Below are 14008 nucleotides of genomic sequence, written 5' to 3' on the forward strand. Positions count from 1 at the left end.
TGGAAACTGGAAACTGGAAACTGGAAACTGGAAACTGGAAATACCGAAAACTTTAAACTGTAAAATATGCCCAGCTGGTACTTAGGAAAAATCAAATACCAACAAGAACAAGAAAACGGCGCGCTCAAGACAATCTCGGAAGCGTACCTGGTGGACGCGGTTTCATATACCGATGCCGAAGCACGAATTTATCGCATAGTAGCCGACAACACCCCTGATTTTCAAGTAAGTAGCCTTACCAAAATGAAACTCTCAGATGTATTTCATTTTGAGGACGAAGGCGGGGAAAAATGGTTTAAATGCAAGACCTTTTATGTCTCTATCGACGATAGCAAAGGCGCTGCCAAAGAGAAAAAAATCATCAGCTACATGCTCGTCAATGCCGATAGCCCCAAACAAGCCATCGAACGCATTGAAAAAAGTTTGGCGACGATGTTGATTCCCTACGAAATCACGGATGTGAACCTAACGCCTATTTTGGAAGTGTATCCTTATTCACCCGAAGACGAAGCACAACAAGTGCCTGCGGGTTTTCGCCCCCTCGCCGAAGTGATGGCAGAGCGCGGAGCTGAGTAAAATAAAATGAACGAGGCTGTCCAGAAAGGGCAGCCTCATTTTGTTATCTTCTTCGTAATGTTTGCAAAGGCGGCATTACGGGCGTAGCAAAAGGCTGTACCTGCTTGCGGTACGCACCCGCAAAATCGAGGGCTAAGTTGGAGAGATAGACCATTCCTCGTTTAAAAACCAGATTGACGACCACAATATCATCATGGGGTACTTTGTCAAAGTGAGCGGGTAGCCATTTGGGCATGTCTTTGATAATTTCCGCAATTCGGGTCAACGTTATTTTCTCGCTTTTGCTAAACTGGTGCAAAACCGCCACGCTGTCTGCCTGTACTAGCAACTCAAAGGTAAACATCGACATCTCCGAACCTACGTGTATATCTTTGAGTTTCGACCGCAAATACGCCTGAAATGCGTAATCTCCGCCTGGAAAACTAGCGACGTCCGAAAACGGGTAAAAATCTATTTTTTCTCCATTTTCATTGTAACAATGTTTTTCCTTCCGCAAACCCGCCCAATGCGTTTCGCGGCGCTTGAGCTCGCCGTTTTCGTGATAAACGCGCATTTCGCCCCAAAGGTCATTGTTACGATAATCCGCAATCCAGTACAATTGCCCCGTCGGATAATACCCCTTTGAAAACCCTTGGCGAATACCTGCTTGGTAGTCTTTAAAGTTGGTTTCGGTTAACAAAACTCCTTCTTTGTTGTAGGTTTTAAGGGTGGCGAAGCGTTTTTTACGGTCGTGAAATGTCAGTTCTTCGTCGTGGTCAACAAATTCCCGACGAATGACTGCCCGCTGCAACGAATCGGGAAAAGATGCCTGAATTGCTTGAAGCGTTATTCCCCACAAAACCACCAACAATAGACTGACTTTCTTGCCCATAACTTGCTAGTTTTCAAGACACAATCAAAGATAAATACTTTTGTTTACATTAACGTAAAGCAGGAAGATATACCCTACCATTTTGAAAAAGAAGCGAAATTGGTACAATTTCCCCTTGAGGTTTTTTGTCGTAGCGAGCAGGCTTCCATTTAGGCATGTCTTTGAGAATATCCGTCAGTCTATTGATTGTCATAAGGTCGCTATTGGTAAACTTGTGTAAAACGGCTTTCCCATCTTCTTCTATGTAAACCTCAAACGTATAGAGTTGCGCAGTATTACTACTAATGACCTCGCTTAGTTTGGTTTGCAAATATGCTTGCAGCGCCCGATCTCCGCCTGGGAAACTGGCATTTTCTACCAATTCATAATACTGGATTTCATTGCCCTCTCTATCGTAGCAATGTTTTTTCTTTTGAAACCCCGAACGATACGTTTCTCGACGTTTTAAACCTCCGTCTTCATAATATACCCTCAGCTCTCCGTGAAGTTTATTGTCGCGGTAATCTGCGAGCCAATAGAGATTTCCGCTTGGATAATACCCCTTCGAAAACCCTTGACGAATGCCCTCGGCGTAGTCTTTGAAGTTGGTTTCAACCAGTAAAGTCCCGTTTTTGCTAAAGTGTTTTAGCGTGGCAAAACGTTTTTTACGGTCATGAAACACGAGTTCTTCATCATAGTCGGAAAACGCACGGTGGCGTATTGTACGCCACAGCGAATCGGGCGAGAAAGCTTCTACTTCTTGAGAAGCGATGCTCCACATACAAACCAACAAAACACTGATTTTCTTTAACATAGCTGTTCACCTTGACAATTTAATCAAAATTAACTGCTTTTTTTTCAATATCAATACCCATCGACCACAGGCGACTGTATTTCTGAGGCTGCCAGTCCAAGTCGTTTTTTGGCTTCTTCAAGCATCACAACGGTGGCGGTAGCGCCAATACGGGTAGCACCGAGCGCTTTCATTTTAAGCAGTTCGTCCAGTGTTCTTATTCCCCCTGCGGCTTTTACTTGCACTTCGGGAGTGCAGTTTTTGCGCATCAAACGGATATCTGCTTCCGTCGCACCTTTGTAATTGTAACTACCGTCGGCTTGTTTGGTATAGCCGTACCCCGTCGAAGTTTTCACAAACTCCACGCCCAGGGTACTGCAAATTTTACAGAGCTTAACTTTGTATTTGTCTTTGGGAAGAAAATCGTTTTCGAAGATTACCTTCAAAATTGCCTCGTGTTTGTGGCATTCTTTCAGAATCGCGTAGATTTCTTTTTTAACGTAGCGCCAATCTTCACTTAGCACTTTTCCTACGTTTACCACCATGTCGATTTCGGTAGCACCGTCTTTGCAAGCCTGTCGGGTTTCGGCTACTTTCATCGTGATGGTATTGCCACCATGAGGAAACCCTACCACGGTACAGACACCAACGTTACTTCCTTTTAGAAGTTCGGCGGCGCGTGTTACGTAGTAGGGTTTGATACAAACTGTTGCGACGTCATATTGTAACGCCAACGCACAACCTGCTTCCAATTCGGCATCGGTCAGGTGCGGTTGCAACAACGAATGGTCTATCATTTTGGCCAGTTCTGAGAGAGAAGTAAACATAGCATAAACTTGTTATGGTCTTTTCTCATAAGAACGTGGCAAAGCTATCCTACTTAGAGCAAAGCTGACTAATCACGTTGTAGGCTTCCACGAAACCATATTCTCCCGACTTACTAAAGTCGTAGCAGGCTTCGTTTTTGTCGAGCAATGAAAATTTAATGACTCCTCTCAAGAAAAAGGCTTCGGCGTGGCGTGGGGCTAGTTTGATCGCACTGCTGCAATCCACCAACGCTCCTTTTTGGTCGCCTAAAGAAGATTTTACCACCGCCCGAATGAAATAGCTATCGGCATTGGTAGGTTCAATCTCAATGGCCTTGTCTAAATCAGCAATTGCAGATTTTCCTTCACCGATTGTATTTTTGGCAATTCCTCTTGACAAATAAACTTCTGGGCGGCCTGGTGATAGGTCTTTAGGTTGGGTGTATTTTGTGACAATTACATCCAACAACTTGATGGTATTTTCCGTAATCAAAGTGTTATAATAAGGCAACGTATTGGCCGAAGCACCGTTGATTTCGATGGCTAAGTTATAATCAGCCACGGCATCTTTGGGTTGCCCAAGTTTTACTTTACAAACCCCTCTCCCGTAGTAGGCCATATAATTTTGTGGGTTGATTCGCACCGATTCGTTAAAATCGGTCAGTGCTTCCGCAAACTTACCCATTTTGCTACGCGCTAATCCACGGTAATAAAACGACTCTGAATCGTTGGCGTTCATTTGAATGGCTTTGGACAAATCAGTGACAGCACCGTTCAAATCGTTCATATTGGTACGCGCATTTCCCCGACCTGCATAGGCCGCGTTGTACCCCAAATCAATGGCTTTGGTAAAATCTGCAATACTTCCCTTGTAATCTTTTACTCCAATTTTGCACTGCCCGCGACTGTACCACGCTTGGGCGTTATTCGGCTCCAATGCCAGCCCTTTGTCAAAGTCTTGCATAGCACGGCGTTGGTCTTCCATTCTAAACCAAATTTGGCCGCGTTGAAGCAATGCTTTTGCCTCGTTGGGATTGAGTTCAATGGCCGAGTTAAAATCGCGCAGCGCCCCCCCCAAATCTTCCTGAATGACGCGACACATTCCTCGGTATAAAAAGGCTTTGGCATCTTTGGAAGTAATACCGATGGCTTCGTCATAATCACGCATAGCGCCACGGTAATCTTTGAGGGAAACTTTTAGGGAGCCTCGTTGATAATAACTAGGCGCGTGATCAGGATTGGTCTGAATAGCAGAGGTATAGGCCAACATCGCCCCTGCTACGTCGCCTTTGGTCTGCTTCGTAAGCCCTTCTTCGTAATAGGTTTCCGCAGAATTTTGCGCAAAAGTGATATGAAACGAGAATAATATACCTAAAATAGGCAGTAGAGTTTTTCTCATAATTTAGCGGTTAGGATAGAAAGTACAATAATACGTCAATCAAGGTATTTTTTGCAACATAACCGACATAAATATTATCAGTTTATGTCAGTTACTATTTTCGCAGGTAGGTTTTGAGTACGTCGGAGTTTGGGCTATTGTTTCGGAATAAAAATTGCAAAAATGGTAAATGGGTCGTTGTACGGACAACGATGTCTTCCAACGGCACTTCTGGAACTCCCAATAAATCAGCCACTTCCTTACCCAACAAGAAACGCATCTGGGCTATCGGAAAGTTCTGTAGTTGCTTTGAAGGTGCCTGATTTTGAAGCACTTTCGTGAGGGATTGGGTCAGCCCTTTCCCCGCCGCTGATGGCTGAAATTGACGGCGATAAATGGCCCTGTCTAGGTGGTATGCCTCGCGTAAATCGACGGGTAAAAGGCGCTCATTCACTCCAAGTAGGCACCCAATTATATCCCAAAAGTACAAATACGATTCTTCGTCATTTGTTTGCGTCTTTACGTTCATTTTTCGCAAACCGCGGATAACAATATACGAAAAGGCGAGGTTTGTCCCTGCCATATCTTCTTGGTTAATGGGAAGCCCCCAAGCGGTATTCCACTGGGCATGGTGGCTGGTAAAATACCGAACAACGGCGTGCATCAACCTAATTTTTAGTACTTTTATCAGGTTACGACCATTGCGCCAATCACGCTCTTGCATGATTTCAAACACAAATTCGCCCGTTTCTTCTAGCCGTTTGTAGGTGTCTTTTTTGATTCGTTCAGTCAGCCAAAGTACTTGGGCACCGTTGGCAGCGGCATAGCAATACGGGAGTGAATAGCAGCCCAATAATAACGCTATCTCGGTTTCGTACTTCCAAAAGAAAGCCATGCCTTTCGCCATTTTTTGGGGGTCTGTCCAAGGAGGTAAATGACCCTGCTGTTCAAAAAAATGAACGACTTCGGGAAGCTGCTCGGCGAGCGAAACGTTTTTTAAGTCGCCCAAGAAACGCATAAAAACAGTTAACCCCTCTCGGCCTGTTTGCTGGGCTACTGCCACTACCAGTGCATCGGCTGCGGGGTCGCCCAGTTGGCGAAAAGGGGTCAACAAAGTATCGTCAAAAATTCGCGTTTGTGCAGGTCTCATGACCTTGAAACCATTTAAACAATAAAAGGTTTGATAACGCGCGCATTTTGTTTTTTAAGTTCGATAAAAAGGCGATTGAGCATTTCTTCGTCGCGGTAAATTCCAATTATCGAGCCACCCGAACCCGTAAACGACGCCGACGCGCCACAACTACGCGCCGTATCAATGAGGGCTTGATTTCGATCGGTGATGGTCATGATTTGGGCGCGATAGTCGAAATTTTGGTTAATCAATTCGCCCAAACGTTTAAAATCTTGGTTTTTAATGACATCACAGCCTTGTTCAGCTACCCCAGCAATGTTTTGCAACGTTCCGACCACGTGCGGGTCGCCTTGCTCCCACCGCTCACGGATGGTATTCAGTACTTTTCCCGACACTTTGCTAAGGTCAGTTTTATAGGCAATGTACAATTTGGGCAACATTCGAGGGTCAAGCGGTTCGTAATAGCCATAACCCTGCTTTTCAATCAAATCGCGTGAAAAATCCATATAGACGCAGCCTTCGTAGCACTGAATGACTCGGTCTTGTAAACCTGCCGTAATGCCCAATTCTTCCACTTCCGATTTGAGGGCCAAGGTCGGCAACATCGGCTGCGGAATTTCGACTTTGTAAAACTGCATCAACGCCCGAAGCGTAGCCACCACAATGGCGCTAGAACCCGCCAAACCGACTTGGCGCGGGATGGTCGTGCGGTAGCGAACAGTAAAGTTTTTATTGGAAAGTTTAATCCCTTCTTTGTCGCAATACTCAACAAACTTCTTGATGGACGCTTTCACCAATGGAACACCTCCGTGGTAGCCAAGCGTGCTTATCGTATCGCGCAGGTGGAAGATGTTTTTGTAAATGTGGGTATCCTGAACTTGGGGTTCAATCTGTAGCTCTGGCGATTCGTACAGCGTAATAGAAGCGCCAAAATTGCGTACCGAAATTGAAATTGTTTTCCCAAAATATCCATCGGAAGGGTTTCCTAGAAGCCCAGCACGGGCATAAGCACGAGTTTCAATCATTTTTTGTGTGTCTGTCACGCCGTAAGCGACTTTCGCTTTCAGCAACCGCAAATTAACAACAAAAAAGCGAAGGCTGCTACCTTCGCTTTCTCATCTTGTGTGTAGAATTAATCAGTTTTTCTTTTTTGTGGTAATAATAACCACCCCATTCTTCCCTTTGTCACCATACGTCGCCGTTGCCGACTCGTTTTTCAACACCGAAATATTGTCAATTTCACTGGGATTGATCTTCTTTTCAAGTTCTTCATGAGTTATTTCTTTACCATCAAGTATGTAAAGCGGTTGCTCCTTAAAAGGGCTTCCCTTTCCATTAAAAATAATTTTTATGGGACCGTCAGTAAATGTTGGATTAGCAGCCACTTTCTCCAACTCAAATCCAATCGGTAATTGATACGACATTGCGACGGGTTTACCGTTTTGCTTCGCTGGCGTCCAGTTGGGCATGACACCCATGATACGCATCGCTTCTTCGTCACACCCAAAACCTATTCCCTTCGCAACACGCGGCTCTTTTACCACCCCATTTTCATCAATCGTAAATTCTATAAATACTTTTCCTGACACATAAGCACGCCGCGCGGCCGCTGGGTATTTTAGATTATTTGCTAAAAACTCGCTCAAACCTCTCGTTCCTCCTGGAAACTCAGGCTGTTGTTCTGCCACTGTAAATATCGTCCCCTCTTTCGACATCGTAGGAGCAGTACGGCCACTTTCGACGCTTCGCCCGCCTCCATTCTTGGCTGGAATCGGCTCACCTATTACCGTAATACCCTTTAGTTCAGCTACTTCTGGTATCATAACTACATTTTGCTCACCTTGCAAAGCATCTATCACCTGCATTTTGAATCCGATAAAAGAAAAAGCCAACTGTCGTCCACGGGCAATATTTATCATGTAATTCCCCTGAGCATCAGTAGTAGTGCCCCTTTGTAAATTTACCACAACGACATTGACGCCAGGCAGTCCTTTACCATCAGCTGTTACTACTTTTCCTTTGACCACCATATCTTCACCTGTACTTACCAACGTTTGTACTGGAGTAGCGCTACGAGCCGCCACCAATACCACCAAACCAATCACAACGGGCACAACCATTAAATAACGGCCCAATACCCATTTTGAACTACGTTTTTTTGTCAACATGGCAATTCTGCTTTTTAATTGTTTTACGTCAAAAAAATTATTTGTTAATGTCTGTGGCGATACCCCCAGTGCGTAGCCAGCTAAGGTATAAGCATAGCTTAAACGATCACCGTTAGTCGCGTTTTCATCGGCTATAAATTCGTGGATTTCTTTCAGCGAGCGCTTATAAAAAATCAAAATTGGATTAAACCATAAAAGCGCTTGAACCACTTCGACCCATAGCAAATCCCAACTATGGCGCTGTTGTATATGCACAAGCTCATGGTTTACAACCACTTGCCCGTAAGCGCTGGCATCTTTTTGGTTTAATACTAAGTAATTAAAGAAAGAAAAAGAGCTCATTGACGAGTCATCGACTGTCACAAGTACACAGTTTCCGAAAGGTTGGTGCTCGCCTGCGCGAACCACCTTAAAAATTTGAGACAGTCGCCAACTCAATCGGCCTAACATGAACAAAACACCGACTAAATATAGCATTGCAATGCCCTCTTCGAGGGTAAATAGAGGCGGTTTTTCAACCTGAACAACACTTCCGGTTACGGTTCCTAGCGCCATTACCTGCATCGGTACTTGCTCGTGCGCTGCTTCGGGAAGCACCACCCAAGGCGCGAGACAAGAGAGCCCCATTACCAGTAACAAGTAGATACGGTTTGCGGTGAAATAGGTGTGCTTGCGCAGCAAACCCCAATATAAGGCATAGAACAACACTAGCCCAAAGCTGACTTTGAGGAGATAATGAAAGAATAACATGGCTTAGGTTAAGTTAGAAATAGTATGGTGTTTTGAACTTCCCGAAAGTTTTACCTTTCGGGAAGTTACGAGCTTGAAGCGACGCGATGCCGCCAACAGAAGAAGGCTTACGCCTTTGAAATGCGATTACTTACCGCCTTCCTGAAGCAACTTAATAATTTCGTCAGCATCCTGAACACTTAGGTCTTTGTCTTGAACAAAATACGACACTAAGTCTTTCACAGACCCACTGAAATAATTGGTCATCAACTTATTAGCTTCATAAGTACGATAATCTTCCTTTGAAATAATTGGAAAATACTCGTACGTTTTTCCGCTAATTGGGCGGTGCGCAATGAAACCCTTTTGTTCCAAAATTCGGATAAAGGTAGAGATGGTATTGTACGCTGGTTTTGGCGTCGGAAAACGCTCCAGTACATTCCATACTACGCCTTTGCCCAAATCCCATAGGATTTGCATTACTTGTTCTTCGGCTTTGGTCAACTCTCTCATGGTTCTCAAAAAGTAGGTTAAAAAATAAAATAATAGACAAATATAAACTATCCGTGTAGTTTTTGCAATTAAAATTTTATTAAATTTTTAGGTTTTGCAAAAAACATTCATTTTGGCGCATTTATTTACGTTTTTGGCCTCTGAGGGCCACAACTGCAATTTCGACACTTGCTCCACCTGGGAGGTTGTTTACTCCAACAGTGGTGCGGGCTGGGAAATTTCCATTAAAATATTTCCCATAGATGTCATTTATTTTTTGAAAATAGGAAACGTCTTTTAAATAAATAGTCGTATTGACAATGTCATCCATTGTCAAACCTGCCGCCAACAGTATCGCTTTGATATTTTCCATGACCTGGGTTGCCTCTGCTTCGAAGCCTCCTGAGACCAACTGGCGAGTTTGTGGGTTCAATCCTATCTGTCCTGCAACAAAAATTAGCCCGTTGGCTTCTACAGCTTGACTATAGGGTGCAATGGGAACAGGAGCTTGATCGGTCTTAATAATTTTTTTCTGAGCAAAAATGCTCAAACTACTCAAAAATAAAGCAAAAATAAGGACAAAGGGTTTCATAGAATTGGATTTATAACACATTCTGTCGATAATATACGCCAGACTACTAATTTTGCTTTCCAAATTCTGTTTTTTTTTACTAAAAACCAATTTTATGAGCTTACAAACTCTTACTGAGAAAGTAAAAACACTCGTTGGCACCAACAGTGGCCTTGATGCGAGCTTCAAATTCGTCACCGACGAGGGTGTTGTGTTTGTTGACACCAAGCAAGTTCCGAACATTGTCTCAAACGAAGACTTGGAAACCGACTGTGCCATGGAAATCACTACTAAAAACGCCTTAGACCTCATTAATGGCGACCTTAATCCGATGATGGGTTACATGATGGGTAAGTTCAAAATTAAAGGCGATATGGCGGTAGCAATGAAAATTGCACAAACTTTTGGTAGCTAAACTAAAAAAGCGGGCTTGGTATGCCAAGCCCGCTTTTAGGAGTTAGATTAAAAAACTACTCTTTGTCATTCTTACTGTTCTGTACTTCAGAACGTATTGTTTGGGCTAAATTCTTCAACTCCTGCATTCCTTTGCGGACGCGTGTTCCAGCTGCTTGGTTACCCTTGCTGTAGAATTTATCAAAGTCAGCTTCAAGGCTTAACACGAGATTCTTGACTTCATCAAATCTTGCCATAATAATTTACGGTTTTTGGTTTTATAAAGTGTCCTAAACGCCTAAAACAGCGTGTTTTGGCCGAAATTTAGTAATTCTAACCTGAAACGCAACAGAAAAAATGAAAAAACTAATAAAAATAATGCAATTTTTTGACCAAAACAAAACACAATACACATAACCAACTCAAAAACAGACAGTTACGCAGTATTATAAATTTACTTAATTTTGAACCTTTTTCATCAAAAACGCCCTAATTTGCTCAAAAAGGCACATTTCTGAAATTAACGCGGGAAAGATGATTCTTGTTTTACACGCATCGCTTGGTTGAGGTGGCGTTGGTGGTGTGCCACCACAAACAGAAAAACATCACCCAGACGAAACTTGAGCAAAGCTGTAAAAGGAGAAATAATTTTTTGATTCCAATCGACACCTTCGGAGCTTTGAATGGCGTTTTCTAAATCCTGAAGAATCATAAAGTACCTTTCCAAAACTTTTGGCGCATCCAAATGATACGGTTTTGGTTTGAACATCCCAGGTGAAGGGATTTTGCGCGGCGAAGCAGGATCTACAAAACCAAGCATCATTTTGCCGTTGAAACTCATCTCAAAGTCCGTAGCAGAAGAGCGGATTGGAGTTTGTGAAAATTTAAGTTTCAATTGGTTTGTATAGTATTGACTAGCCGCATTGAGATGTACCAAACATTCCAAAATTCCCCAACGCTCGGGGGCTGGTTTCCACAGCAGTTGCGCCTCTGAAAGCGCTTTAAACTCCAGCGAAACGGTTTGACGAATATGCTGAATATCCTCTAAAAGTTGTTGTCTTGTCTCCGCAATGTTCATTTTAGCTCAATTGTTCACGCGTTTTTTTGGGCAACGACGCCACTACAAGTTCGTATGAATGATCAATCCAATCACGTATGATAGCATCTTTGACCGAGCCATCCACAACCACGGTATTCCAGTGTTTTTTATTCATGTGAAAACCTGGGCGCACACAATCGTACTCTTCACGAAGCTGCAGGGCGCGTTCTGGATCACATTTGAGATTAATGCTAAAAGGGTTGGAGTCGAGCGAGGTTAATGCGAATATCTTCCCTGCTACTTTATAAACCAAGGTTTCTTCTCCAAACGGAAACTCCTCCGTCACGCCAGCTTTCGACAAACAATACGCTTGTAAGGTCTCTATGTTCATTCCTAACCTATCTTGTAAAAAAGCGATACAACATCACGCCAAGGCACAACAAAAACATGACGATAGAAATACGGTTGATGCCGTGCATCACGCGGAGGGAGGCCGTAGTGGGCTTCGATGGGTCTGGTTTCTGAAATACCCGCAGAAAGTATCCGAATACTTCTCCCAACTGCAAAAATTCAACAATTTTTTTCATTTTAATGCTGTATTAAGTCTTTTACTGCTCAATTAACTTATCGTAATCTGCATGAGAACCAATCCAAAACCAAACTACATCTTTCTCTACTCCCACTCCTAAAGCTCGAAAATGTATTCCTACCCTTACAGACCACAATTGTCCTATTTTTTTAAAATGTAGAGATGGGTGTTTAGCATCTTGTTTAAGTAGCTCGTAGTTTTTATCGGCTAATTCTCGAATATTTTTGGGAAGTTTATCATAACAATCCCAAAACTCATCCGTAGCAAAATGCTTCATATCTCCCTAAGTTGACGGCTCGAATGAGCTTTAAGGGCTTTTTGCATCATATTATCTAACCGACCAGAAGCCGTATCTCTTTCGATTCTTTCATCCCAAAGTTTAAAGCGATATTCGTCAAACCAGGCGGCCAACTCTTTTAATTGCTCAGGTTTAAGTTGCTGAATTTCGTTTTCTATTTCTTGTACATTCATTTTTCCAACAGTTTTATATGGACTCCAACGCTTCGGGTTCAAACCATTTTGCATCTTCTTTGATTAAATTAATCAATTCATCGACTGCCGCCGCCGCAGTCACCGATTTCTTGACAACTTGTTGTCCACGGTACAAGGCAATTTTATCTTTTCCAATACCTACGTATCCATAATCAGCATCGGCCATTTCTCCTGGGCCGTTGACGATACAGCCCATGATACCAATTTTCACTCCTTTGAGGTGATCGGTACGTTTACGAATCATGGCCGTTGTTTCTTGCAAATCAAACAAAGTTCGTCCGCACGACGGACACGAAATGTATTCCGTTTTTGACATCCGAGTACGAGCGGCTTGAAGAATGCCAAAACCAATGCTGTTTTGTTGTTTTGCTAGTGCCAAATCCGTTTGCACGGCACTGAGCATGATTCCGTCCCCGGTTCCATCCACCAACAATCCTCCGCAGTCGGTTGCGGCAAAAAGCGACAGTTCGTCAAAATCGTTTCCTGAATAAGTCCGTTGTATAATGACAGGAATAGTCACGTTCTTATCCATTAAATCAATCATGAAGCGACGCATTTCGGGCATGACGTGCGCATTTTGACTTTCTAGTACCAAAACAACTGGCTTATTACCGAGCGTTTCGGATGGCAATGACGTACTTGTATCCACCTTCACAAAATTCAAGATGGAACTTTGTTCTTCGGCGACAATAAACTCATTAAGCGTAAACAGAGGGAACTTATGTTCTCGGTCGGACTGGGTTTTCCACGTTTCGTAATCCATGATTTCTTTCAATCCCATGGGCAACATAAACGGCACGGGGCGCGCACCTGAGTAGATAAAATCAGCGCCGATGTCGTTCATTTTCCACTTATCGGGAACAGGCAAATAGAAATGACCGATACTACGCAAATCTTCGTATTGTTCAACCGCAATTTGTGAAAAATCGGCAATCACCCGTGGCACGTTTCCACCCCCGAAATTATAGACTTCCTGCGTTTTGCGGCGGCTGTATTGAAAAGGATTGATGGGTGAAACGGCCAAAGGCGCGATAGGTTTGCTCACTTGCGCCCGTTGCGTATATCGGTCAATGAGCGATTTTGCCACAGGGGCTTCAAATTCGGGGTCTTCAGTCAAAGAAACTCGAACGGTATCCCCTAGCCCATCTTCGAGCAGCGTACCAATACCAACGGCTGATTTTATACGACCATCTTCACCCTCACCTGCTTCAGTCACGCCCAAATGTAACGGATACGGTTTTAAACCTTCGGCATCAAGTCGGTGGACAAGCAAACGGTACGCTTCTACCATCACCAAAGGATTGCTCGACTTCATCGAAAGTACCACTTGGTCGTAGTTAAATTCCTCACAAATCCGCAAAAACTCCAAAGCCGACTCCACCATTCCCAACGGTGAATCTCCGTAGCGGCTCATGATACGATCAGACAACGAACCGTGATTCGTACCAATCCGCATGGCCGTTCCGTACTCTTTGCAAATATTTATTAATGGTATAAATTTTTCACGAATACGCTCAAGTTCACGCTGGTATTCATCTTCGGTATAGTCGATGATTTCAAAGCGTTTTTTATCGGCGTAGTTTCCTGGATTGATGCGCACTTTTTCGACAATCCGCGCCGCTAGTTCGGCAGCATTGGGCGTAAAGTGAATATCAGCAACGAGTGGCACTTCGTAGCCGCGCGCGCGCAAACCTTTGCGAATATTTTCTAAGTTTTGGGCTTCCTTCACGCTTGGCGCCGTGATACGGACATATTCACAACCCGACTCCACCATCCGAATCACCTGCTCAATCGACCCTTCAGTGTTCATGGTATCGACAGTAGTCATGGACTGAACCCGAATCGGGTAATCAGAGCCCATGGGCACGCCCCCAATGTTGACAGTGATGGTTTTACGGCGAGAATACTCGGTCAACGAGTTAGCGTATTGATACGACTTAATCGCGTCTTGAAGCGATACAGTGTCGTTGATGATTGTCATAAGCAAGAGTACATTTTGC

Annotated in this window: 18 protein-coding genes; 2 read left to right on the top strand and 16 right to left on the bottom strand. The window is 43.7% G+C overall.

From position 1 onward, the window contains the following. Positions 1-66 precede the first annotated feature (66 nt). Positions 67-576 (top strand): DUF4494 domain-containing protein, encoded by a 510-nt coding sequence (locus K339_RS0107570; protein WP_028523071.1) that lies wholly within the window; start codon positions 67-69, stop codon positions 574-576. 43 nt (positions 577-619) lie between these two features. Here K339_RS0107570 and K339_RS0107575 read toward each other — a convergent pair whose 3' ends face one another. The 9 genes from K339_RS0107575 to K339_RS0107615 all read right to left on the bottom strand — a co-directional run bounded on the left by K339_RS0107575 (position 620) and on the right by K339_RS0107615 (position 9579). Further along, positions 620-1447 (bottom strand): toxin-antitoxin system YwqK family antitoxin, encoded by an 828-nt coding sequence (locus K339_RS0107575; RefSeq protein ID WP_028523072.1) that lies wholly within the window; start codon positions 1445-1447, stop codon positions 620-622. A gap of 49 nt (positions 1448-1496) precedes the next feature. After that, a complete protein-coding gene (locus K339_RS0107580; RefSeq protein WP_028523073.1) occupies positions 1497-2240 on the bottom strand; it encodes a toxin-antitoxin system YwqK family antitoxin in 744 nt (247 codons plus the stop codon). A 50-nt stretch (positions 2241-2290) separates the two neighbouring features. Continuing rightward, positions 2291-3046 carry a deoxyribose-phosphate aldolase gene (gene deoC / locus K339_RS0107585; protein ID WP_028523074.1) on the bottom strand — a complete coding sequence of 252 codons (756 nt, stop codon included), beginning with the start codon at positions 3044-3046 and terminating at the stop codon, positions 2291-2293. Between the two features lie 49 nt (positions 3047-3095). After that, positions 3096-4424 carry a tetratricopeptide repeat protein gene (locus tag K339_RS0107590; RefSeq protein ID WP_028523075.1) on the bottom strand — a complete coding sequence of 443 codons (1329 nt, stop codon included), beginning with the start codon at positions 4422-4424 and terminating at the stop codon, positions 3096-3098. A 94-nt stretch (positions 4425-4518) separates the two neighbouring features. Further along, the gene (locus tag K339_RS32870) at positions 4519-5553 is read right to left on the bottom strand and encodes an oxygenase MpaB family protein (protein WP_064750955.1); all 1035 of its coding nucleotides are present in this window, start codon (positions 5551-5553) and stop codon (positions 4519-4521) included. Between the two features lie 14 nt (positions 5554-5567). Beyond that, the gene (locus K339_RS0107600; RefSeq protein WP_028523076.1) at positions 5568-6560 is read right to left on the bottom strand and encodes a mevalonate kinase family protein; all 993 of its coding nucleotides are present in this window, start codon (positions 6558-6560) and stop codon (positions 5568-5570) included. A gap of 111 nt (positions 6561-6671) precedes the next feature. Next, positions 6672-8453 carry a M56 family metallopeptidase gene (locus K339_RS0107605; protein WP_028523077.1) on the bottom strand — a complete coding sequence of 594 codons (1782 nt, stop codon included), beginning with the start codon at positions 8451-8453 and terminating at the stop codon, positions 6672-6674. Between the two features lie 126 nt (positions 8454-8579). Continuing rightward, positions 8580-8945: a BlaI/MecI/CopY family transcriptional regulator gene (locus K339_RS0107610; protein WP_028523078.1), complete on the bottom strand. Its 366-nt coding sequence runs from the start codon at positions 8943-8945 to the stop codon at positions 8580-8582. Positions 8946-9066: 121 nt separating this feature from the next. After that, positions 9067-9579, bottom strand: a complete 513-nt coding sequence (locus tag K339_RS0107615) for a RidA family protein (protein ID WP_229598712.1) — start codon at positions 9577-9579, stop codon at positions 9067-9069. 31 nt (positions 9580-9610) lie between these two features. Here K339_RS0107615 and K339_RS0107620 point away from each other — a divergent pair, with 31 nt between their 5' ends. Beyond that, the gene (locus K339_RS0107620; protein ID WP_028523080.1) at positions 9611-9910 is read left to right on the top strand and encodes an SCP2 sterol-binding domain-containing protein; all 300 of its coding nucleotides are present in this window, start codon (positions 9611-9613) and stop codon (positions 9908-9910) included. 55 nt (positions 9911-9965) lie between these two features. Here K339_RS0107620 and K339_RS0107625 read toward each other — a convergent pair whose 3' ends face one another. The 7 genes from K339_RS0107625 to ispG form a co-directional block, all read right to left on the bottom strand. Then, positions 9966-10145 carry a BF3379 family histone-like protein gene (locus K339_RS0107625; protein WP_028523081.1) on the bottom strand — a complete coding sequence of 60 codons (180 nt, stop codon included), beginning with the start codon at positions 10143-10145 and terminating at the stop codon, positions 9966-9968. A 263-nt stretch (positions 10146-10408) separates the two neighbouring features. After that, positions 10409-10966, bottom strand: coding sequence for a DinB family protein (locus K339_RS0107630; RefSeq protein ID WP_028523082.1), 558 nt, complete (start codon positions 10964-10966; stop codon positions 10409-10411). 1 nt (position 10967) lies between these two features. After that, on the bottom strand, positions 10968-11318 hold the full coding sequence (locus K339_RS0107635) for an MmcQ/YjbR family DNA-binding protein (protein WP_028523083.1): 351 nt from the start codon (positions 11316-11318) through the stop codon (positions 10968-10970). Between the two features lie 7 nt (positions 11319-11325). Beyond that, positions 11326-11514 carry a DUF6728 family protein gene (locus K339_RS0107640; protein ID WP_028523084.1) on the bottom strand — a complete coding sequence of 63 codons (189 nt, stop codon included), beginning with the start codon at positions 11512-11514 and terminating at the stop codon, positions 11326-11328. Between the two features lie 21 nt (positions 11515-11535). After that, on the bottom strand, positions 11536-11793 hold the full coding sequence (locus K339_RS0107645) for a ParE family toxin-like protein (protein WP_028523085.1): 258 nt from the start codon (positions 11791-11793) through the stop codon (positions 11536-11538). After that, positions 11790-11987, bottom strand: a complete 198-nt coding sequence (locus tag K339_RS0107650) for a hypothetical protein (RefSeq protein WP_028523086.1) — start codon at positions 11985-11987, stop codon at positions 11790-11792. Before K339_RS0107650 ends, K339_RS0107645 begins: the two co-directional genes overlap by 4 nt. 13 nt (positions 11988-12000) lie before the next feature. After that, entirely contained in the window at positions 12001-13989 is a 1989-nt protein-coding gene (ispG, locus tag K339_RS0107655) for a (E)-4-hydroxy-3-methylbut-2-enyl-diphosphate synthase (RefSeq protein WP_028523087.1), read from the bottom strand. Positions 13990-14008 lie beyond the last annotated feature (19 nt).

Source organism: Runella limosa DSM 17973, assembly GCF_000482465.1.
Classification (GTDB): domain Bacteria; phylum Bacteroidota; class Bacteroidia; order Cytophagales; family Spirosomataceae; genus Runella; species Runella limosa.